Source organism: Hominenteromicrobium mulieris (genome assembly GCF_046197855.1).
GTDB classification, from domain to species: domain Bacteria; phylum Bacillota; class Clostridia; order Oscillospirales; family Acutalibacteraceae; genus Hominenteromicrobium; species Hominenteromicrobium mulieris.
On the sequence record NZ_CP173188.1, the window covers coordinates 2,864,669 to 2,885,340 of the forward strand.

The 20,672-nt window shown below is 57.5% G+C and carries 23 protein-coding genes; 4 read left to right on the top strand and 19 right to left on the bottom strand.

The features are described from left to right. Positions 1-2: 2 nt before the first annotated feature. The 14 genes from ACI0CA_RS14150 to ACI0CA_RS14215 form a co-directional block, all read right to left on the bottom strand. Positions 3-557, bottom strand: a complete 555-nt coding sequence (locus ACI0CA_RS14150; protein WP_446806696.1) for a hypothetical protein — start codon at positions 555-557, stop codon at positions 3-5. A 9-nt stretch (positions 558-566) separates the two neighbouring features. Next, positions 567-1,625: a baseplate J/gp47 family protein gene (locus ACI0CA_RS14155; RefSeq protein WP_446806695.1), complete on the bottom strand. Its 1,059-nt coding sequence runs from the start codon at positions 1,623-1,625 to the stop codon at positions 567-569. After that, the gene (locus ACI0CA_RS14160; RefSeq protein ID WP_446806694.1) at positions 1,622-1,960 is read right to left on the bottom strand and encodes a hypothetical protein; all 339 of its coding nucleotides are present in this window, start codon (positions 1,958-1,960) and stop codon (positions 1,622-1,624) included. The genes ACI0CA_RS14155 and ACI0CA_RS14160 overlap by 4 nt, the downstream gene beginning before the upstream one ends. A 1-nt stretch (position 1,961) precedes the next feature. Beyond that, on the bottom strand, positions 1,962-2,288 hold the full coding sequence (locus tag ACI0CA_RS14165; RefSeq protein ID WP_446806693.1) for a hypothetical protein: 327 nt from the start codon (positions 2,286-2,288) through the stop codon (positions 1,962-1,964). A 13-nt stretch (positions 2,289-2,301) separates the two neighbouring features. After that, positions 2,302-3,192 (bottom strand): hypothetical protein, encoded by an 891-nt coding sequence (locus ACI0CA_RS14170; RefSeq protein WP_446806692.1) that lies wholly within the window; start codon positions 3,190-3,192, stop codon positions 2,302-2,304. Continuing rightward, positions 3,189-3,698 (bottom strand): hypothetical protein, encoded by a 510-nt coding sequence (locus ACI0CA_RS14175; protein ID WP_446806691.1) that lies wholly within the window; start codon positions 3,696-3,698, stop codon positions 3,189-3,191. Before ACI0CA_RS14175 ends, ACI0CA_RS14170 begins: the two co-directional genes overlap by 4 nt. 99 nt (positions 3,699-3,797) lie before the next feature. Next, complete coding sequence (locus ACI0CA_RS14180; protein ID WP_308448562.1) at positions 3,798-4,478, bottom strand: hypothetical protein; 681 nt, start codon at positions 4,476-4,478, stop codon at positions 3,798-3,800. Further along, positions 4,459-4,782, bottom strand: coding sequence for a hypothetical protein (locus ACI0CA_RS14185; RefSeq protein WP_308448561.1), 324 nt, complete (start codon positions 4,780-4,782; stop codon positions 4,459-4,461). Before ACI0CA_RS14185 ends, ACI0CA_RS14180 begins: the two co-directional genes overlap by 20 nt. After that, on the bottom strand, positions 4,779-5,141 hold the full coding sequence (locus ACI0CA_RS14190) for a hypothetical protein (protein WP_308448560.1): 363 nt from the start codon (positions 5,139-5,141) through the stop codon (positions 4,779-4,781). Before ACI0CA_RS14190 ends, ACI0CA_RS14185 begins: the two co-directional genes overlap by 4 nt. Positions 5,142-5,208: 67 nt before the next feature. Beyond that, positions 5,209-6,210, bottom strand: a complete 1,002-nt coding sequence (locus tag ACI0CA_RS14195) for a phage major capsid protein (protein ID WP_308448559.1) — start codon at positions 6,208-6,210, stop codon at positions 5,209-5,211. Positions 6,211-6,226: 16 nt separating this feature from the next. Beyond that, positions 6,227-7,204 carry a hypothetical protein gene (locus tag ACI0CA_RS14200; protein WP_446806690.1) on the bottom strand — a complete coding sequence of 326 codons (978 nt, stop codon included), beginning with the start codon at positions 7,202-7,204 and terminating at the stop codon, positions 6,227-6,229. Next, a complete protein-coding gene (locus ACI0CA_RS14205; protein WP_446806689.1) occupies positions 7,201-8,292 on the bottom strand; it encodes a serine/threonine protein phosphatase in 1,092 nt (363 codons plus the stop codon). The genes ACI0CA_RS14200 and ACI0CA_RS14205 overlap by 4 nt, the downstream gene beginning before the upstream one ends. Then, the gene (locus ACI0CA_RS14210) at positions 8,280-9,518 is read right to left on the bottom strand and encodes a PBSX family phage terminase large subunit (RefSeq protein ID WP_446806949.1); all 1,239 of its coding nucleotides are present in this window, start codon (positions 9,516-9,518) and stop codon (positions 8,280-8,282) included. The genes ACI0CA_RS14205 and ACI0CA_RS14210 overlap by 13 nt, the downstream gene beginning before the upstream one ends. A gap of 20 nt (positions 9,519-9,538) precedes the next feature. After that, positions 9,539-9,835 carry a hypothetical protein gene (locus tag ACI0CA_RS14215; protein ID WP_176819672.1) on the bottom strand — a complete coding sequence of 99 codons (297 nt, stop codon included), beginning with the start codon at positions 9,833-9,835 and terminating at the stop codon, positions 9,539-9,541. Between the two features lie 168 nt (positions 9,836-10,003). Between ACI0CA_RS14215 and ACI0CA_RS14220 the strand changes: the two genes are divergently transcribed. Further along, on the top strand, positions 10,004-10,297 hold the full coding sequence (locus tag ACI0CA_RS14220) for a hypothetical protein (RefSeq protein ID WP_446806688.1): 294 nt from the start codon (positions 10,004-10,006) through the stop codon (positions 10,295-10,297). A gap of 20 nt (positions 10,298-10,317) precedes the next feature. On the opposite strand, the gene ACI0CA_RS14225 is transcribed toward ACI0CA_RS14220, so the two are convergent. Continuing rightward, positions 10,318-11,202 (bottom strand): pyridoxamine kinase, encoded by an 885-nt coding sequence (locus tag ACI0CA_RS14225; RefSeq protein WP_446806687.1) that lies wholly within the window; start codon positions 11,200-11,202, stop codon positions 10,318-10,320. A 315-nt stretch (positions 11,203-11,517) separates the two neighbouring features. Here ACI0CA_RS14225 and metG point away from each other — a divergent pair, with 315 nt between their 5' ends. From metG to ACI0CA_RS14240, 3 genes are read left to right on the top strand one after another with little or no spacing between them, the layout of a single operon-like run. After that, positions 11,518-13,461 carry a methionine--tRNA ligase gene (metG, locus tag ACI0CA_RS14230; RefSeq protein ID WP_446806686.1) on the top strand — a complete coding sequence of 648 codons (1,944 nt, stop codon included), beginning with the start codon at positions 11,518-11,520 and terminating at the stop codon, positions 13,459-13,461. A gap of 11 nt (positions 13,462-13,472) precedes the next feature. Continuing rightward, on the top strand, positions 13,473-14,255 hold the full coding sequence (locus ACI0CA_RS14235; protein ID WP_412264228.1) for a TatD family hydrolase: 783 nt from the start codon (positions 13,473-13,475) through the stop codon (positions 14,253-14,255). A gap of 14 nt (positions 14,256-14,269) precedes the next feature. Next, positions 14,270-14,875, top strand: a complete 606-nt coding sequence (locus ACI0CA_RS14240; RefSeq protein WP_446806685.1) for a TatD family nuclease-associated radical SAM protein — start codon at positions 14,270-14,272, stop codon at positions 14,873-14,875. 61 nt (positions 14,876-14,936) lie between these two features. Here the strand turns inward: ACI0CA_RS14240 and ACI0CA_RS14245 are convergent, their stop codons facing one another. From ACI0CA_RS14245 to ACI0CA_RS14260, 4 genes are all read right to left on the bottom strand, one after another. Then, positions 14,937-15,695 carry an alpha-L-fucosidase gene (locus ACI0CA_RS14245; protein ID WP_308448550.1) on the bottom strand — a complete coding sequence of 253 codons (759 nt, stop codon included), beginning with the start codon at positions 15,693-15,695 and terminating at the stop codon, positions 14,937-14,939. Beyond that, positions 15,628-16,407 (bottom strand): alpha-L-fucosidase, encoded by a 780-nt coding sequence (locus tag ACI0CA_RS14250; RefSeq protein WP_308448549.1) that lies wholly within the window; start codon positions 16,405-16,407, stop codon positions 15,628-15,630. Before ACI0CA_RS14250 ends, ACI0CA_RS14245 begins: the two co-directional genes overlap by 68 nt. A 115-nt stretch (positions 16,408-16,522) precedes the next feature. Next, positions 16,523-18,064 carry a 4-alpha-glucanotransferase gene (malQ, locus tag ACI0CA_RS14255; RefSeq protein ID WP_308448548.1) on the bottom strand — a complete coding sequence of 514 codons (1,542 nt, stop codon included), beginning with the start codon at positions 18,062-18,064 and terminating at the stop codon, positions 16,523-16,525. 106 nt (positions 18,065-18,170) lie between these two features. Beyond that, positions 18,171-20,489 carry a SpoIIE family protein phosphatase gene (locus ACI0CA_RS14260; protein ID WP_417422830.1) on the bottom strand — a complete coding sequence of 773 codons (2,319 nt, stop codon included), beginning with the start codon at positions 20,487-20,489 and terminating at the stop codon, positions 18,171-18,173. Between the last annotated feature and the right edge of the window lie 183 nt (positions 20,490-20,672).

A 20,672-nucleotide genomic window follows, 5' to 3' on the forward strand; every position in this document is an offset into this window, starting at 1 on the left:
GCTCATAAAACGTCGAGCGCGTTCCAAGTCTTGTTTCGAAGGTCGAGCACATTCCACGAGCTCCCCGCCGCGTCCTGTGCGTCCCACGTGTTTTTGCCGAAATCGAACACCAAACTGAGGTGCGCAGGCAAAAACGCGCGCGCTTCGCTTTCCGCCGCCGCTTCGGAAATGCCCATGGTAGAGAGCACATTTATGTTCAGCACGCCGCCCTTTTGCGGGACGAGCTTCCCGTTGATGCCTGCCGCCAAAAGCTGCTTTTGCATCGCTTCCACCGTGTGGTCTGCGGGGGTCACCGCGCCGCGGGTCAGCAGCATCGCGCGCCGGTTTTTCGTGCTGTCCACGGATGGCACCACGCGGAACAGCGATTCAAACGCTTTCAGCCCGTCCTCCTCCGCCGTCTGCACAAACGCGTCGCACCGCACATGAGAAAGCGTATCATACACGAGTTCAAGCCCCTTTGCATACGCCGCAAGCTCTGCCGAAAGCCACTTGTCTTCTCCAAAATACAACCCCGTTTTTTCGAGCATCGCGCGCATGCGGGTTTCCAGTTCCGTCATTTGCCCTCCTTACTGCGTCTCCAACACATTTACAGCGCCCGCCGTGACGATCTCCCCGGCGTTCGGCGTAAAGTCCGCCACGCTCGCCGGCACCGTGCAGTTTTGTGCTACGCCCGTCTCCATCACCGCATGGATTAGCCCCGCCGTCACAAACGGCTCGCCCACCTCAAACGCATTCAGGTACGCCGTGATTGCCGCCGTGCACGATGCTTTCGCATCTTCAAACGCGCACCCGTCCTTCGGCTTCACGTAAACTGTCACCGGCTTTTTCACAGCCACCGCTGCATCCACCGTCACGTCCACACTGATCTCCTTGAGCTTTTCGAGCGTCTCTCCGACTTTTCCGAGCACCTCGTCCGTCACCGCGCCGTTGTCGCCGTACAGGTACACTGCCACCGTGTTCACACCGTTTGCGCGCGGCACCACCTGAACGCTTTTCACGCCCGGTGTCATCAGCGCCGCACGGCGGTACGTCTCCGTGTTCGAGCCGTTCGGCAGTGCGTAAAAGCACCGCAAAAGGCGCGTGCGCAGCGCTTCGTCGTCCTCTTTATCCGCGCCGCCCGTAAACGGCACATCGTTCGTCACGCTTTCAATGCCCGCTGGCGGCGTGATGAGCGTGTTCACCGCACCCTTTGCCGCGTTGCCGCGCCTGCCGCCCAAAACCGCCTGCGCCGCCGCTGTCACCGTCAGTGCGCCTGCGGGCAGCACAGCCGCCTCCATCGTCTCATATTCCACCGCGTTTTCGCCGCTTGCCGCACATACCGTGCCCGTGGGGATCTCCGCCGCGTAGCTCAGCGCTGTTCGGCGCGAAAACGTCAGCGTGCCCACAGATTTCACCGCGTCCTTGCGCACAAGCCCGCGCTCTTCGGCGTGCAGGTCAAGCGCCTCGCCCGCCGCCGTCTGCGGAAAGCAATTCAGCTTCAGCGATTCCGCCGCGCACAGCACCGTATACAGCTCGCCCGCCAGTACCTTCAGACGGATCGAAACGTCCGCCGCGTCCTCGGGTTCCACGCCCGCCAGCGTTTTGTATTCCGCCGCCATGTGCGCATAAATTTCCTCAAATTTCACATTTTCGCCCCTTTCACCGCAATCTCCCCCGTGCCGAGCATCGTCTGGAGTCCGAAGATAAACCGCTCCCCCTCACGCCACACGGAGACCGCCTCAACACCGGCTAAGGGCAACAGCGCCGCCTGCGCATACCGCAGCGCCCGCTCCTCGGCGTGCTCGTCCGCTGCATCCAGCATATAAAACCGGCTGCCGAGCACGCGATCATAGCAAAACGCGCCGCGTTTTAGGCAAATGCGGTTATACGCGCACTGCATAAGCGCGTTAAGCCCCTCGGCCGTCTTCGGCAGCCCTGTCGCCGCCGTCTGCGTTATGCCGTTTAAAATCACGACCTCCACGCTATTCCTCCTTTTTCTCAAACACCTGCCCATTGATGACAACCGTGCCGTCGAGCTTCAATACGATCTCCGCACCGCCCGCGGAAAACAGCCGCACCTCGCCGGGCAAAAGCGCCCCCGCGTCGTTCACAACGCCAAGGCACACACCGCCGGTCATCACAGCCTCCGTATCCTGCGGCACGCTCACCGCCATGCCGTACGGCACCGTTACAGTCGGTGCACGGCGCTCCAGCTCTGTGCAGACGGAAATCTCCCCGCCGCCCGTCGTCACAACGCCCGTTTTCACGCTTTCGGCCTTTTCCGCCGTCTCCTTTTTCGTCAGCCACATGTTCATGCCTCCTTTAAACCGGTTCAAAATGCAGCTCGGTCTTCACGTCTTTCCCGCGCAGTAAAACGTTTTTGGAGATGAGCCGCACCTCGCCAAGCTCCTTCGTCCGCATCGTGTCCCCCATGTTCCCGTCTATATAAGAAGCACACGTCAGCTTTAGTCGCTTTGCCGCCCTGCGGCTTTCATTTAAAAGCGTCGTCGGTGCTGTTTTCGCATAGGCGGAAAGATACCGCACGCGCACCTGCGGGGCCGAAGGGTCGTGATATTCCGCGCTGTATGCGCCCGTCTGCGCATTCTGCACCGTAACGCCGCTCAGTATTTTGTACGGGCAAAAAATCACCTCCCGCGCCGTCACCCGGTCGGGCTGCACCGTTTCCGGCACGTAGCTTTCAAAGTGCACGCCGCCGCTTTTGTCCGCATACGGCGTACAGTTTAGATATCTCTCAGAGAACGTTTGCAGCGCTTCAAAACAGCTCACGCCCTTTTCTACGGTCAAAACGCCCTCCACCGGCCGCCTGTCGCCGCCCACGGCGTGCAGCCCCAGCGGCGTCAGATACATCCGCTCCAAAAGCCGCAGCGAGGGCATTCTGAGCTCCATCGGTGCCGCCTCGTTGTCGAGCAAAAGCGCCGCGCGGCTGCGCAGGGAGAAGACCTCCGTGCGCGCGCCGTTCCGGCATTTCACGCGGTGTTCGTCCACGATGCCGTCAAAAATCACCGCGCCGTCCTTTTTAAGCACCGCCCCTACGGGCTCTTCCGTAAAAAGCCGCTTCCCCGCACTAAACCGCACTGTCAGGCTGTCTGCCACCGTATCCGCGTCGCTTCTTAAAAGCCATTCGCTCGGCTCCGCTTTCAGCGAATGTTTTTCACCGCTCGCAAACACAAACTCAAGCGAAAAATCCGTCACGGAACATGCACCTCCTCGCCGTCTTTCAGCGCCGCAATACACGCGATATGCCGGTTGTTTTCCGCCAAGCGGTCAATCGAAACGCCCGTAAAGTACGCGTAGTCCCACAGGCTCTCGCCCGCCTTCGCACGATACGTGCGGCCCGAGACCGCTTCGCTTTTCCCCGCCGTCTCCACAAAGGCGAACGTGTACGGCACCGTGTTTTTCTCCGGCACGCCGATGAGCGCAAGCTCGCTCAAAACCGCCTCAAACGGCCTGTGCCCCGGCAAGTACAGCGTCTCTGTTTCACCGAAAAGCGCCTCTAACTCGCGGTAAACCGCCATCGCATTCTCCCCGGTGAAGTACCCCTTGCCCGCTACGCGCGCCTTGCGCCTGCCGACCGTCTCCACGCGTTCTTCGCCGTCAACACCCACCGTCTCACGCAGCAGGCACGCCCGCTCGAGTTTTAATTCCGTCGGGTTCACCGGAAACACAAAGCTGCCAAACTGCATCGTCATCAGGTTCATGCAAACCTCCTGTCCGCACGAAGCAGCGCGGGATATCGCCGCTCCTCGCGCTCCAAAATTTCGGAGAGCGCCTGTGCGTTTTTGTTTTCTTCTTCCACCTTATGCCTCCGTTCCGCTTTGTGTTCGCCGTGTGATTTTTTCACACGCACCCGCTTCTATCACAAGCTTATTTTCGCTCGCCGCTTTCAAAACGCAGTGTGTGTACCGCGCGCCGCCCGTTTGCAGTGTGAATTCGCCGGGGAGCGCCTCCTCGCCGCCCGAAAACCCGTGCAGCACAATCGTGTACACCGCTTTGCCCGCCACCGCCGCATACGGATTTTCCTCGCCGATGGCGTAATAGCGCTTGACCTTCGCTTCGTGCGAAATTTTCACCGCGTCCGCCGTAAATACTTTGTCGCCGATTACCACCGCCGCGCGTGCGTTATCCGCCGCACCCGTCGCCGCCTGCACCGTGCAAAGCGTCACAAGGCAACTGAGCGCCGCCGAGTACGTCGTCTCGCTCCGCTTCACACTGCGCAGCGCACACGGCAAAGACGATACCGCCGCACACACCGCGTCAAACAGCCGCGCGTGGTCGTCCCTTTCGCGCGCATACAGCTGCACGCCGAGCACCGTTTCAAACACACCGTCCGCGTTTTCCTCCTGCATCACGCCCACCGTCACCGCGGCACGCTGCGGAAGCCTTTGCAGCGTGCCCGTAAACGCCGGGCGCACCGCGCAGTCCGGCAAAAGCACTTTCAGCTTTTCCGCAAGCGCCGCACTAAGCTCCGTTCCCGTCATCTTTTTCCTCCTTTTCCAGCACCGCGCGCACGTAATGCGCCCCGCAAAGCCCGCTTTTTTCCTCGGCATATAAAACGCGGAACGTCTCGCCGCCCACAGTCAGCCTCGCGTTCTCCGCGCCGCAAAGCACTTTGCCGTCGCCGAAGTAGACATACAGCGGCTTCATCGCCCCGCCGAACGTCTCCGTTTCCGCCTGCAAGGCCGTTTTGTCTTCCTTCAGGCGATGCACAACGCCGCGGCAAACGACCTTCTCGCCGCTTATCTCCGCCGTCATCTGCTGCGCCCTCAAAAATACATTTCTCACACTGTGTCCTCCATCACGCCGAAGTAAAAATCCTCGTCACGCAAAAGCCCGGACACCGCCCGCTCGCACTGCTTTGCATAGGCGAGCGCCCTTTCGCTGCCTTTGTCAAATTCCGCGCGCACCTCGCCCGCCGTCAGGCTTTTCGGCGATGCCGCTTCCTCCAAAAGCCAAAACTGATACGCCGCCTGCGCCGCAGCCGCTGCGCACAGCGCCTCCTCATGCGCGTTTTCTTCCTCCACAGTGCAGCAAAGGCGCGCTTTCAGCCGCTGCACCGCATCGCCGCTCAGCATCAAAAGCAGGTCTTCGCGGTCGTCATTTGTCAAAAGCTTCAGCCGTTCCAGCACGTTTCGTATCTCCATTTGCCCCTCCTTTTTTTATTCGGCAAAGCCGTACCAAAGCGGTACGGCTTGCCAGAATCGAATAAAATCAGTAGCTAAGGCCCTGTGCGGCGCCGCCGTAGATCTGTGCAAAGCCCGCCACGGCGCTCACGGCCGCGCGCTCCATCTGGCGGTCGATAAGCTTGTCGTAGTCGGTCAGCACATCGCCCACCTGCACCATCTCAAGCGCACAGTTCTTGTCGAGCGCAATGATCTTCTTCGCGTCCATGGACGGCACATGGATGAGCGTCGCGCCAAGCGGCGTGATGAGCTTGCCCGCACCCTTAATGTTGAGGCTCGCCTGCGCGTCCTTAAACTCCGTGATCTTAAGGAGCGCCTGCAAAGCAGTCGTTCCGGCCAGGATCGTATTGAAGTTATAGTCGGAAAGCTTGCCCCACAGCGTCACAAGGTCGTTGTAGGTCGGCGCAGCGGTAAGCGCCGTCACGGTGATGCCCGTATTCGTGCCGTCGCCGTTTAAGAGCACGTCCACTGCGTCCTTCATCTGTCTGCGCGCAATGTACGCACCGATCTGGCGCAGAATGACCGTAAAGAGGTCCAGTCTGTGGTGGCGCAGCGCTTCGTAGGAACTGACAATCAGTCTGCCGCGCTTATGCAGCGTCACAAGCGAGCCCGCCGTCTTGATGACCGTCTCCGGAATGGCCGCGCCCTCCGCTACGGGGTCTTCGATCTTCTGGTCAGAAGCCGTCGCCGTCTGCACGGTGCGATAATCGAGCGTGTCGATCTTCGTCACGGTCGCCGCGATGTCCGGCAGGGAAGACGCCATCTCCATGCCCTGGCGCACTGCGCGGGCGACGTATTCCGGGAACAGTGCCGCGCTCTGGGAGGAGGTAAAAAACTTCTCCACGGTGTCGCAGTTCGCACCGCTCACACGGATGCCGAAGCGTTTAAGCTGTCTCTGGTATGCGTCAAGCCCCGCAAACGGTGTGCCCGCGTAGTTCTGGGAGCCGTCCAGCTCCTCCAAAACCTGTGTAAAATTCTTGCCCGGCACGCCGTACATGCCTTTTTCGAGTGTAATGTTTTCAAATGCCATTGTATAGTCTCCTTTCTTAAATGCGGAACGCGCCGTCGTCTGCCGCGTTCGTGTCTTCCGTCTTTTCCGCTGCCAGCTGCGGCATCACAGGCATTTTGCGCTCCGCCACCTTTGCGAGCGCCGCCGCCATTTCTTCCAGTTCTGCAATACCGAGCGACTTTGTGATCGCCTCCGTCAGTCCGCGTTTAAACTCCGGCTGCGCCACGGCGCTCAGCTTATAGATGCGTTCGCACAGCGCCGCACGGTAGCGGTCGCCGCACTCCGCGCGGTCGAAAAGCGCTTTCAGCTCCGTTTTGAGCATGTTGAGCTCCTCCTTTGCCACCGTCACGCTGTCTTCGCCGTCCGCGAGCTTTTTTACAATGTCGTACACCGTTTTGACCTCCTTTTTCTTCTCCGATTCTTCAAAGCGCGGCGAAAATTTCTTCACCACGCCTGCCGCGCGCTGTGCAGGCACTGCCACGAATGAGAATTCATACGCGTCCGCCGCGCCGCTTAAAATACGCACACAGCGCTTGCCGTTGTACGTCTTCCCCGGCACGTGCACACAGCTTTCCGCGCCGCACACGGAGCACACGCGCTTTTTCACTGCGCATCCCACGCTGACTTCCTTGCGTATGCCGCTTTCAATGGATTCAATAAACGCCTTCGTCCCGTCGTTTCGCGGCACATACGCCTGTGCAGTGAGCTGCGCATACGGCTCGTTTAAAGATGTTACCTTTCCGGGAATTTCCTTCACCGCAGCGTCAAACACGCGCGCCGTCTGATTTTTGCTCGTCGGCTCGTGGTCTAAAATGCCCGTCTTGCCAACAAACAGCTTCGCAAGCTCCTCGAGTGTCTCTTTCGTAAAGCACTCACCGTCTCTATCCACCTCGTTGTCGCACAAAACGACCGAAAACGTGTACACCTCCTCCGGCTTATAGGCGCGGCGCGTGTAAAGGTTGATCTTCTCCATCGCCGCTTTATCCGGCTGTACCGCCGTTACCGTTTCGCTCAAGCTTCCCCCTCCTTTAAAAGCTGCTCCGTCTTCGCCATGAGATACGCCGCGTTCGCGTGATCGACTTCGTCCTGCATCGTGATCTCGTTCCAATCGATTTCCACCGTGTCGTCAAGACCATTTAGCCGCAGCCACGTTTTGCAGATCTTCAAAACCGCCGGCTCCAAAATTCTGCGGTACGCCGTCAGCTCGCTCGTCAGCATGTCCGCCTGCTGGCTCGACATGCGCTCCGTCGAAGACCACGAAAGCCCCAGCAAAAACGGCGGAATGCCCATTTTCGCCACAATCTGCTCCAGCATCTGCCGCACGGGCACTTCGCTGTCCATCTGCTGCCCGTCCGCGCCGATGGCTTTAATTTGCACGTCGCCCACCGCCACAAAGTCACTCACGCCGGGGCCGTGCATCGCACGGCTCCACTCCTTTGCAAGCTGCCCCGCGCGGTCACCCGCGTTCATGTAGCCCTCGTTTTTGCACGTCACCGCAAAGCGCACATTGCCCATACGCTCCCAGTTGATGCCAACGGTGCGGTAAATTTTCAAAAGCACCTCGCTCACAAACGGCAGGCCCTTTAAAATGGAGCTTCCCACCGCGCTGCCCGGCATCGGGTTTAACGCCGAAGTCAAAATGAGCTCCGGGTAGCGGCACGGCTCCGCACGCCCGTCCCTTACGACGAACACACCCGTTTCAAGCGGCGAGATGAGCCGAATCTCGAGGTCTTCGAGCGACGCATTATACAGCGCCCGAATTTCCCCGTTTGCGAGTACGATCTCCCCAATTGCATTGCCATACGTTAAAAGCTGCTCAAAATAGACCGATAAAAAGTTATCGATGCCCATGTTGCAGCCGTTTACGGGCACGGTTTTTAAAAACCCGCGCAGCGCGTTTTCCGTGTGCTTTTCGGGGCAATACACCTCAAACCCGCCGATAAGACGCACCAGCTTGTAGATTGCCGCGTCGATGATCGGCACCTGCTCGCGCAAGGCACGGTACAGTGCACGTTCGCCTGCCGTCACCGGCAGTACCGGCGGGTACCCGCCCTGCGTCTGCACCGAAACGGCCGTGCGCTTCTCCTTTTTCAAAAATCCCAAATGCTAACTCCTTTCCCCGTCTTCCTTTGCACCGCGCAGGCAAAGCTTTCGCCCGCGCCGAGCACCGTGGAGACAAAATAGCGGATGTCGTCCATGGCATGGTCATTCTCCTTCACAGGCACATCCCGCGCGCCGTCGTCTGCCCAGCGGTAGAGGGAAAACTCCCGCACCGCGTCCACGCAGCCCGTTGTCACCTTGATCTGCCCCGTGCGCAGCGCCGTTGCCGTCATGCGGATGCCGTTTAAAACGTCGTTTTTCGCCGCCGTCACTGCAAAACCACGGCTCTGCAAAAGTGTGATAAAGCTCGCCGCCGAGGGGTCGCATACGATGACATTGGGCGTTCTGCCGCAAATGAGCTCCAAAAAGCCCTTAAAGTGCTCCTCGTCCGTGCGCCGCGTGTTTTCAAGCCGCGCGTCAAAGTAATACTCGTCTGCGCGGTACCACACGCCGCACAAAAGCCCCCAAAGGCCCATGGAGGTCGGGTTTACCGTGCCGTAATCGATGGACACCGCGTACCGCTCAAAATCCGCTTTCGGCACTTCGCACAGGAGGTCAAGCGCAAACGGGTAAATCAGTCCTGTCGCCGCCGTCCACTTGCCCTCGATGAACCGGCTGTAAAACGCGCCGGAAAACATCGTTCGGTAGCGCTTGCGCACGTCTTCACTCAGCGACGGATTATCCTCCATCGTAAAGTGTAAATACAGCGCGTTTCGGCTCTCGGCTTTTTGTATCCACTCGCGGTAAAACCAGTGCTGCGGGTGCTCCGGGTTGCAGTTGAACCACAGCTTCGCGTTTTTTAGCGAGCAGCGCGCAATGCCCTGCTCCACAAAAGAGCGCGGCATCAGCGCCACCTCGTCAAACAAAACGCCGCCGAGCGTCATGCCCTGAATGAGCGCCGCGCTCGATTCATCTCGTCCGCCGAAAAGGTAAAAGCGGTTTTCTCTGCCCTGATACGATAGGATAATCTCGTTCTCTGCCTGCCGCACACGCATGGAAAAGCCCATAGATTTTAGCTTTGGTATAAGCTCCGCGACCACATTTCTCCGCACAGAACGGATCGTTTTGCCGCACACCGCAAAGCTCGTATTTTGAAAGCGTGCCATCGCCCACAGAAAAAAGGATATCCCCATACAGGTGGTTTTGCCGCTGCGCACCGCGCCGTCGCAGATGACGGCAAGCTTATCCCGGTGCGGGCTTTTTTCGCCCCACCAGCATAAGACCTGCATCTGCTTTTCGGAAAACGGCGTCACGGCTTATCCCCGTCTTTCAGCGCCGCCGCACCGCTTTCAATGGCGGAGAGCAGCGCCTGTGCACCCGTCCCGCTCGTCTCGAGCTCACTGAGGAGCCGCAGCGCTTCGATCCGGTCGAAAAACCGAATTTCCATGCCGCCGTTTTTCGGTCTGCGAATTTCGGAGACGGCGAACAGATCCATGTTTTTCAGCGTGCGCGGGTTCACGTCCTCGCAAAAGAGCAGCCTTACGGCATCATGAATGCCGCCGAACGCCAATCTGCGAAAGCCCTCCTTCGCCGTTTCGTTCACCATGTTCCACATCCTCTCTGAAAGTTTTGAAGCGCCAAACGGCGTTCGTTTTTTCGCCCGCCTGTTTGTCTCTTCACCCATACCCCCAAAACGCAGAAAAGTTTCCCTCAAAAGGGAAACTTTTCAAATTCATGTCCTCCGATGTCCTGCAATGTCCTACAATGTCCTCTGATGTCCGGCGATGTCCGGCGGTTTTTATTCAATTTCAGGCTCCCTCTGATTGAGGAAAAGGAAGAGATAACGCGCATCAACGCATGCTCACAGCTATATAAAAAGGGCGGCATGGAGCCGCCCTTTCAGGGAACCTATGCAACTGGGTTTCCTATGGCTAAACAGTCCCCCGGACTGTTCAAGCAATGCAAAGCATTGCTTTCTACCATTCCTGGTCTTTTGTTAGGCAATAAAATTTCGCTTTCTGCGGAAAGCGACTTAGGGCGCTGCCCTAAGAACCCGCAAGTTTTCTGAAGAAAACTTGACAAAAGACTTTATTTATCGTTCTCCGTGAGCACATCGTGCATCAAAAACGGCAGACATTTTTCGAATTTCACGCCCCAAATGGTGTTGTCACCGCACGCTTTTCTCGTTTCTTCTATGCACTTTGCGGTGTACCGCACGGCGGCGGCACAGGCCTCCTTTACCGTTTTGCCGTTTAACATCGCCCCCAGCATCACGGCCGCGAAAATATCCCCCGTGCCGTGGTATTTACCCGGCACGCGGTCGGAAAGCACCAGCGCCGTCTCGTCTTTTTCCCTATCGTAGCACGCCGCGCCGATTTTCTCCCCGTCCGTATACGCACCCGTCAGAATGACGGTCTTCGGCCCAAAGTCGGAAAGGGCTTTCATTACTCTTTTAAGCTCCTTTTCGTCATACGGCCCGTCCTTAAACGGCTCGTGCAAAAGGCAATACGCCTCTGTCATGTTCGGCGTTAAAATGTCCGCTTTTTCGCAAAGCCTCGTCATGCTCTGCGCCGTTTCTTTATTAAAAATGCCGTACAGCGTGCCGTTGTCGCCCATCACGGGGTCTACAAGGCGCAGCGGACGGCTGTGTTCGTCCGTAAACAGCTCGAAGATTTCCCGCACAGTGTCAATCTGCTCGCGGCTGCTGAGGTACCCGGAGCAGATGCCCTCAAACTCGGCCCCCTCGCGCTTCCAGTGCTGTGCCGTTTTCAGCATATCGTCCGTCAAATCGCGATACACGGGATCTTTAAAGCCTCCGTGTGTGGAAAGCACCGCCGTCGGCAGCACGGATGTCTCGCACCCCAAGGCGGACAGCACCGGCAGCATCACCGTAAGCGAGCATTTTCCCGCACCGGAAAGATCGTTGATGACCACCGCGCGGCGCGGTTTTTCTTCTGTATTTAAAAACTGCATCGGATTTTTCCCTCATTTCAAAAGTATTTCCGCTTTTATTGTAACCGCGGCGGAAAATAAAGTCAATTAGCGGTTTACAGGTGAAAAAAAGAATGGTAAAATAAAGGGGTACACGTACAGGCATGCCCTGCACCCGCGAAAGGAGCTTTCTATGAAAACCGAAAAGCAACGCAAGCTCATCGTTCGCATCGGCGCGGCGATTTTGGCCGGGCTGATGATCCTCTCGGCATTTTCCGCCGTACTATTCAGTTGAATACATTCAACCGTAGAAAAAATTAACCCCTTGAAAATACATTGTAAAGGAATGATCCACCCATGAGTAAACCGAAGTATTATATTTCGACGGCTATCGCCTACACCTCCAGCCGCCCGCACATCGGCAACACGTATGAGATCGTGCTCGCCGACAGCATTGCGCGCTATAAGCGCATGGAGGGCTACGATGTCTACTTCCAGACCGGCACGGACGAGCACGGCCAGAAGATTGAAGAAAAGGCCAATGCCGCCGGCATCACCCCGAAGGAATATGTCGACAACGTCGCGAAGATTGTCAAGGCGAACTGGGACGTGATGAACACTTCCTACGATAAATTCATCCGCACCACGGACGATTACCACGAAAAGCAGGTACAAAAGATCTTTAAAAAGCTCTACGAGCAGGGCGATATTTATAAGGGCCACTACGAGGGCATGTACTGCACGCCGTGTGAGTCCTTCTTCACCGAGTCCCAGCTTGTCGACGGCAAGTGCCCGGACTGCGGCGGCGAGGTCAAGCCCGCAAAGGAAGAAGCGTACTTCTTCAAGATGAGCAAGTATGCAGACCGCCTCATCGACTACATCAATAAGCACCCGGAGTTCATTCAGCCGCCGCAGCGCAAAACGGAAATGATGAACAACTTCCTCCTGCCCGGCCTGCAGGATCTCTGCGTTTCCAGAACCTCCTTCAAGTGGGGCATTCCGGTCGATTTTGACGACAAGCACGTCGTGTATGTTTGGCTCGACGCGCTCACAAACTACATCACCGGCATCGGCTACGACTGCGACGGCAACTCCACCGAGCAGTTCAAGCGTGATTGGCCGGCAGACCTGCACCTCATCGGCAAAGACATCATCCGTTTCCACACCATCTACTGGCCGATTTTCCTCATGGCGCTCGACCTGCCGCTGCCGAAGCAGGTGTTCGGTCACCCGTGGCTTCTGATGAACGGCGGCAAAATGAGCAAATCGAAGGGCAACGTCATTTACGCAGAAGACCTTGTAGACCTCTTCGGCGTAGACGCGGTGCGCTATTTCGTCCTGCACGAGATGCCGTTTGAATCCGACGGCACCATCACGTGGGATCTGATGATCGAACGCACGAACTCCGACCTTGCAAACACGCTCGGCAACCTTGTAAACCGCACCATTTCCATGACAAACAAGTACTTCGGCGGCGTTGTAGAGAACAAAAACGTCGTAGAAGATGTCGATAACGACTTAAAGAGCGTTGTGCTCGCCACAAAGAACAGCGTGCAGACGAAGATGGATCAGCTGCGCGTGGCAGATGCCATTTCCGAAATCTTCACGCTCTTCAAGCGCTGCAATAAGTACATTGACGAAACGATGCCGTGGGCGCTTGCAAAGGACGAAGCGAAAGCCGACAGACTTTCCACCGTTCTCTATAATCTTGTGGAAAGCATCACGATCGGCGCGGCGCTCCTCACGCCGTTTATGCCGGACACCGCAGAGAAGATCGTCGCACAGCTCGGCACGACCTTGCGCGCATACGATACGCTCGATACGTTCGGCGTTTACCCGAATGGGGGTAAAGTAACAGACAAGCCGGAGATTCTCTTCGCCCGTATCGATCCGAAGGAGATGGACGAGAAGATTGCCGCTGTGGAAGCGAAGTACGCTCCGAAGGAAGATCCGAAGAAGGAAATTGAGGGTCTTGCCCAGATCAATATTGAAGACTTTGCAAAGGTTGAGCTGCGCGCCGCAAAGGTCGTTGCCTGCGAGCCGATCAAGCGTGCAAAGAAGCTCTTGAAGCTCACGCTCGACGACGGCACCTCCACACCCCGCACAGTCGCGTCCGGCATCGCGAAGTGGTATAAGCCGGAAGACCTCATCGGTCACACCGTCATTGTCGTCGCGAACCTGAAGCCCGCCGTGCTCTGCGGCGTGGAAAGCCAGGGCATGATCCTTGCGGCAGACGCAGGCGAGGACGATGTGCGCGTCGTATTTGTGGACGGCACCCCGGCAGGCTCCAAAATTCGCTAAGGAAAATCTCTATGATATTTGATTCCCACGCACATTACGACAGCGAGCAGTTCGACATCGACCGTGACGAGCTGCTCGGCTCCGTACTGCCGCAAAAGGGCGTCGTTGCGGTCATCAATATGGCAGCCGATTATGAAAGCCTCAAAAAAACCGTGGCGCTCTGTGAAAAATACGATTATATCTACGGTGCAGTCGGCATCCACCCGGAGTGCGCAAACGACCTGCCCGATAACTGGCTTTCGGACGTGGAAGCGCTGCTTTCCCACCCGAAGATCGTCGCCGTCGGCGAGATCGGCCTCGACTACCACTGGGAGGACGAGTGCCCGCGCGAAAAGCAGAAAGAGGTGCTTATCGCCCAGCTGGAGCTCGCGAAAAAACACGACCTGCCCGTTGTCATCCACGACCGCGAGGCCCACGGCGATATGATGGACATTCTGCGGAAATACAAGCCGAAGGGCGTCGTGCACTGCTTTTCCGGCAGTGCGGAATTAGCACAGGAGACCGTAAAGCTCGGCATGTACATCGGCCTTGGCGGTGTTGTGACGTTTAAAAACGCGCGCCACAGCGTGGAGGTGGCAAAGGCCATCCCGCTCGACCGCCTTTTGACCGAAACGGACGCGCCCTACATGGCGCCCGTGCCATTCCGCGGCAAGCGCTGCGACAGCTCCATGATCCCCTACGACGCGGCGAAGATCGCCGAAGTGCGCGGCATCACGGCGCAGGAGGTTTTGGAGACCGCCTGCGAAAACGCCTGCCGCCTTTTCGGTATCACGCTGCCGAGCGCCGCAAAATAAAAGGAGCGATCATCTTGACCATCACGTATGAATACGGCGATAACCTCTACATCAACGTCACGAACCAGTGCCCGAACGCGTGCGACTTCTGCCTGCGCAACAACAGCACGGGCAGCCTGTATGCGGATAACCTCTGGTACGAGGGCGCGGAGCCGACAAAAGAGGAAATCTTAGCCGACCTTAAAAAACGCGACCTGAATTCATATGCAGAGATCGTCTTCTGCGGCTACGGCGAGCCTGCCTGCCGCTGGGACGACATGCTTTGGCTTGCCGCGCGCTTAAAAGAAATGGGCAATTACACCCTGCGCGTCAACACGAACGGCCTTGCAGATTGCATCACCGGGCGCAACGCCGCGCCGGAAATGCACGGGCTTTTGGACATTGTGTCCATCAGCTTAAACGCGCCGACCGCCGAAAAGTACGATGCGGTATGTCACTCGAAATACGGCCCCGAGGCGTTTAATGCCATGCTGCATTTTACGGCAGAAGCCGTGAAAAACGTACCGCATGTGGTGATGACGGTCGTCAGCACCATGCCCGCAGAGGACATTGAAGCCTGCCGCAAGCTGTGCGAAAACGCCGGCGCCAAGTTCCGCGTACGCGAGTATATCTCCGAATAACTGCATAAAATAACGAAAGCAGAGTGCTCAATCCGAACACTCTGCTTTTTGTTTTGTGATTTTAGTTCAATTTAATCTTGAATGTGATCGGCTTATCGGACGTGTAGTTCGTCTTGATATGCAGCCCGTTTTCGTCGCGCGTCCACGCGGGTGCATCGTCTGTGCCGAGCACCGAAACGCTCTCGACTAAACCGTGGTACACCGTACCGGCGGTGTGCTCCTGCATACGCAGGGAGTGAATGTGGTATTCGCCGTTGTCGTTCGCCTTCAGCGCGATGGCAAAGAGCGTATCTCCCTTTGCCGTAAAGCGGAAATCCTCGCCCGTAAAGTTCTTTTTCACGCCGTCGGAAAAGCCGCCGTCCTGCACCTTTGTGGGGCCTTCGCCGAACGTCCTCCACACGTGTGTGTCATAAATTGCTTCGCCGTTCACCTGCATCCAGTCGCCGATGGCAGTCAGCACCGCGGTGTCCTCACCGGAGATGGTTCCGTCCGCTTTCGGGCCTACGTTTAAAAGCAGCGCACCGTTTTTGCTGACGATGTCCACAAGGTCGCAGATGATGTCCCCCGCCGGGCGGAAGTCGTTGTTTTCCGTGTAGCACCAGGAGTTCAGCGCAATGGCGGTATCGGTCTGCCAGAAATACGGCTTGATGTCCGCCATTTGCCCGCGCTCAATATCCGGCACCGCCGTGCCGAACATGTACGCGTCGAATTTATAATCGATGGCAACCTCCTCGCCCCATTCCGCAGCGCGATTATAATAGTACGCCGCCGCTTTTTTTGAGGTACGGCTTTGCCGCCTCCTGCTGAATCCACCAGTCAAAATAGAGAATTTTCGGGTGATAATTGTCGATGAGTTCGCACGTGCGCACAAGCCAGTCTTCCATGAATTCTTCAGAGGGCTTGCCGTCGATGGCATCGAAATTCTCCGGGTCGGGCATGGAGGGCCAATAGAGGTCGTCGCGGTCCGGGTTTTGCGGCATATCGCTCTCAAACTTTTTGCCGTTGCTCATGAAGAACCAGTGCTCAATGCGGTGCGAGGATACCCCAAGCGTCATGCCCTGCGCTTCCACGGCCGCTTTCAGCTCGCCGACTATATCGCGCTTCGGTCCCATCTCATAGGCGTTCCAATGTGAAATATTTGAGCGGTACATCTGGAAACCGTCATGGTGCTCCGCCACCGGTACAACGTATTTTGCGCCCGCCTTTTTAAAAAGCGCAGCCCATGCGTTCGGGTCGAATTTCTCGGCCTTAAACATCGGAATGAAATCCTTGTAGCCGAAATCCTTGTGTGCACCATAGGTTTTGATATGGTGCTCGTAGACCTTGGAGCCCTCTATGTACATGTTGCGCGGGTACCATTCGCTGTCAAACGCCGGCACGCTGTACACGCCCCAGTGGATGAAAATGCCGAACTTCGCCTTTTGATACCACTTCGGCGTCTGCCAGCTTGAAAGGGACGCCCACGTGTCTTTGTACGGTCCCTTTTCGATCACGTCGTCAATGCTCTGCAATGCTTTTTTCATATCGATCATACTATTTTCCTCCCAAAAGGAACTTTTCTCTAAGAGATTTTTCTCTTTCCCATTATACCAGCACATCAGAAATTTGCAAGACAAAAGCCGACGGAAACCCGCCGGCCTTTTGCTGTTATTTGTTTCTGTAATAGACATCGTTTAATTCTTTGAGCCACTTTTTGTCGATGCCGTCGAGTTGCTCCTGCGTGACGCGGAACGCCCAGTTGCCGTTCGGCACGCCGGGCACGTTCATTTTTGTGTCCTTGCCGAAGCCGCAGAGGTCCTGCACCGGCACAATGACCGTATTCGCGGGGCTCTGCCACAGCGTGCGGATGACGGCGTGGCAAGAAGCACTTTCGCTGCCGCCGACCGCCCAGTCACCGCCGGGGAACGCGCAGTATTTCAGCGCATGCTCGCGCTCATACGGCTGTGCCTCCCACAGCCAGCCGAGCACGGTGTTGTTATCGTGCGTGCCGGTATAGGCCACGCAGTTTTTCGGGTAGTTGTGCGGCATGTGCATGTTGTCTTTGCCTTCCATAAACGCAAACTGCATCACGCGCATGCACGGCAGCTGCGTTTTTTCCAGCAGGTCGATCACACCGTCGTCGATGATGCCGAGGTCCTCGGCAATGATCTTTGGATTTTTGAACGTGCGGTTCACGGCGTCGAAGAAATCCGTCTTCGGGCCGTCGAGCCACTGCCCTTCTTTGGCGGTCTCCGCTTCGGCGGGCACGGCCCAGTAGGCGGAAAAAGCGCGGAAGTGGTCGATGCGCACGGCGTCAAACAGCTTAAAGCACGCGCCGAGGCGATCCATCCACCAACGGTAGCCGTCTTTTTTCATCTCTGCCCAGTTATAAAGCGGGTTGCCCCACTTCTGGCCGAACTCGCTGAAATAATCCGGCGGCACGCCCGCCACATTCTTCGGCTCGCCGTCCTCTGTCAGATCGAACAGATGGCGGTTCGCCCACACGTCGGCACTGTTTCTCGCAACGTACATCGGCAGATCGCCGATGATCTCCACCCCTTTGCTGTTTGCATATTTTTTGATCTTCTTCCACTGCTCGAAGAACGTGTACTGGATGAACTCCATGAAAAGCACGGTCTCGGCCTGCTCCTCCATCGCTTTCGCGACGGCTTCGGGGCGATGAAGCTTCAGGTCTTCGTCAGCCCAGTCATACCACTCTGCGCCGATATTCGCTTCTTTCAAGATGATATACAGCGCGTAGTCCGGCAGCCAGCTCTTGTTTTCCTCGGCGAACGCGCGTACCTTATCGCGGTAGGCTTCGTCCGCACGGGTAAATGCGCGGTATAAGACCGGAATGCGGCGCAGCTCCAGAAAATCGAACGCGGCGGAATACGGGTTTGCATACATCTGCTCGCGCAGCTCGTCGTCTGTCAGTAAGCCCTCGTCGCGCAATTGCTCGAGGTCGATGAAATTGCGGTTGCCCGCAAACGCCGAAATGCTGGCATACGGCGAATTGTACGCGTCGGTCGGCGTGAACGGCAACACCTGCCAATAGGTGCAGCCGGTGTCACTCAAAAAGTCGATGAACTCTTTCGCTTCCTTACCAAAGCAGCCGATGCCGTAGGCACCGGGCAGGGAGGAAACGTGCATCAGCACACCGCTTGCTCTTTTATTCATGGACTTCTCCCTTCTTTTGCATAAATTGCTCAAATATTGAGATATTATATCTCATAAACTTGTATAAGTATACCATACTTTATAAGGCTATTCAATGGTAATCTTACACAGATTTCAGGGAGAACTTTTGAATTGTACGTCATTCGATCAGGAGCACCACGGCGCTTACGTCGTCCTCGTGTCCGTCTGTGCGGTCTTTTACGGCGCGCTCCACAATGCGCTCGGAAAGCGCCTGCGGGTCGTCGTCCTCATAGTTTGCAATGAGGTCGCATAGCCACTCCGTGCCGGAAGCCGTCACGCCGTCCGAGACCATGACGAGCATATCGCCCGCATCGAGGTCTTTTTCGCTGCGGGCAAAGGCGATTTCCGGCAGAATGCCCACGGGCACGCTTTTGGCTTCCAGATACTCCGTCTTCTTGCGCCTGCGCAGCACCGTGCCCGCCGCGCCCGCCTTGCGCAGGGAGACGTGCCCCGTAAAGAGGTCGATGCACGCAACATCCAGCGTTGCAAGCGACTCCTCCCCGCCCTTTGCGAGCATGGCGGAGTTGATCATCTTCAGTGTGCTCTCAAATCCGATACCGGCTTTGAGAAGCGACTGCGCCATACCCGCGGTCATTGTGCCATCCACAGCTGCCCGGCCGCCCGTGCCCATGCCGTCGCTTAAAACCGAGATATACCGCCCGCTGCCGTCCGTGAACGCCTCGGCGCAATCGCCGCAGAGAGACGCGCCGTTTGCTGCGTGCTGCGCAAAGCCGCGCTGCACGGCGTAAACGGGCTTCTGGCACATTTGCAGCTTTAAGGTATCGCCCGCCGCCGTCACGCTCGGCTGGGTGAACGTGCGCCCGCACGCGCCGGAGATCTCGCGTGTCAGCTGCCCTTTGTTGATGTGCACCCCGTGTGTGCGGCAAATGTTTGCTTCAATCGTCATGCGGCCGAATTTATCGATGCGGCAGCAGACTTCAATCGGCGTGAGCTCGCGGTGGCGCAAGACCTCGCGCACCTGCTCTGCACTGTCCTCATCAAAGCGCTGGTACTGCTCGAATTCCTCCGCCATGTCGCCGAGCATCTGCGCCGTGGAGCGGAAATGTTCTTCGACGATGGCGCGCACCTGTTCGGCGCGCATACGGGCGCTTTCTTTTGCCAAAAGCTCGCGGTATTCGCCGTTTACGGCGTCTCTCAGCTCCATGGCACGGTTGCAGCGCGTCAAAAACGGCACATCAAAGTCGCTGCGTTCGATTTTGCCGCGCTCCCGCAGCGGATACGAAAGCCGCGAGAACGTTTTTTGGGTCTCGTCGCGATTTTTGCGCCAGCACACTGCGCATTGGCTGCACCCGGTGCAAACCTTCTCCGCCGCGCGGCCGTACACATGCGGCAGGTCAGCCGCCGCGGTCGTCTCCAACTTTTCCGAGATGCGATCTACGGAATCCGATGCGCTGCGCATGGCTTCCGCCGTATACCGCAGGCGCAAAATAACGTTTTTTCTAAGAGAATCGCCCGGCAGCCTGTCCCCGTGCGCGGTGAATAAACTGGAAAGCCGTCGGCTCTGCGGCAAAAGCATGTATAAAATGGAGGCCGCGGCCACCTCCACCGCGCCGTAAAACACCTGCGAAGTGCTGTTCACCTGCAAGGATGCGATGCCGTTTGAAATGACGAACGCCACCGCCACGGCGAATTTGCCGAGTGGCGAGAACACGCCGGCCATCAGCCCGCCGAGGCCGTACGCGCCGGAGAGATACGAAAGCCCCGCCGTGGAGAGCCCCTGCACCGTGCCCGCCGCAATGCCCGCCACCGCGCCGCCCGCAAGCCCGCCGATGCGCGCGCAGACGAGTACCGTCAGCACGATGAGCACGCGCCCGACGGAAATGTGCGAGACGGTCACGTTTGAAAACGAGAGCAGCAAAACGCCGAGCGAGACGATAACAGCCGCCACGTCGCCGCTGTCAAACACGGCGGTCTCGCGGTGGGTCTCCAAAAGCTGCACGGTGCGGCGCAGAAAATACGCCGTGCCCGCCGCCAAAAACGACTCCGCAATGTACATGGCGAGCACATTTGAAAGCGAGCCGTTTAAAAACACCATGGCGATGCCCGTCGAAAGCAGCGGCAAAAATGCCGTGACCGGTGCGAAGACCGGGTGGTCGCGGATGGACTTTAACTCCGACAGCGACCATCGGATGGCCCCCACGGCGAGCAAAGCCGCGATGTAGCGCGCGGGGATATCCACGGGCGACGGGAACAAGTAGCCCACCGCACCGCCGAGGATGACCGCCCACATGGTCGAAAACGGCGCTGCCGCCGCGCCTGCCGCCGCAAACGGCGCGTATTTGCCGAAGACGAGCCCGCGCGCCGTTAAAAAGCCCGCAAGGCCGCCCGCCATCAGCCATACCGCCCTGCGCACATACGGCACGGTAAGGGCCGCGCTTATGCGGTCCCGCACTCTTAAAACTGCTTTTTCCTCCATTGTCTTTTCCGCCCTTTCCTGCACTTTGTCTTTTCTGTGCTACCATTATACGAAGCCTTGCCCGCAGGAAAACACGAAACAGGCAGGCGGGTTTTAGGATTGTTTTGTGAAAAGCACAAGGTTTCTGTCGCCGCGCCTTTCATGCGCATTTTCCTTGTCGGTTTCTCTTGCTTCCCACGTGGA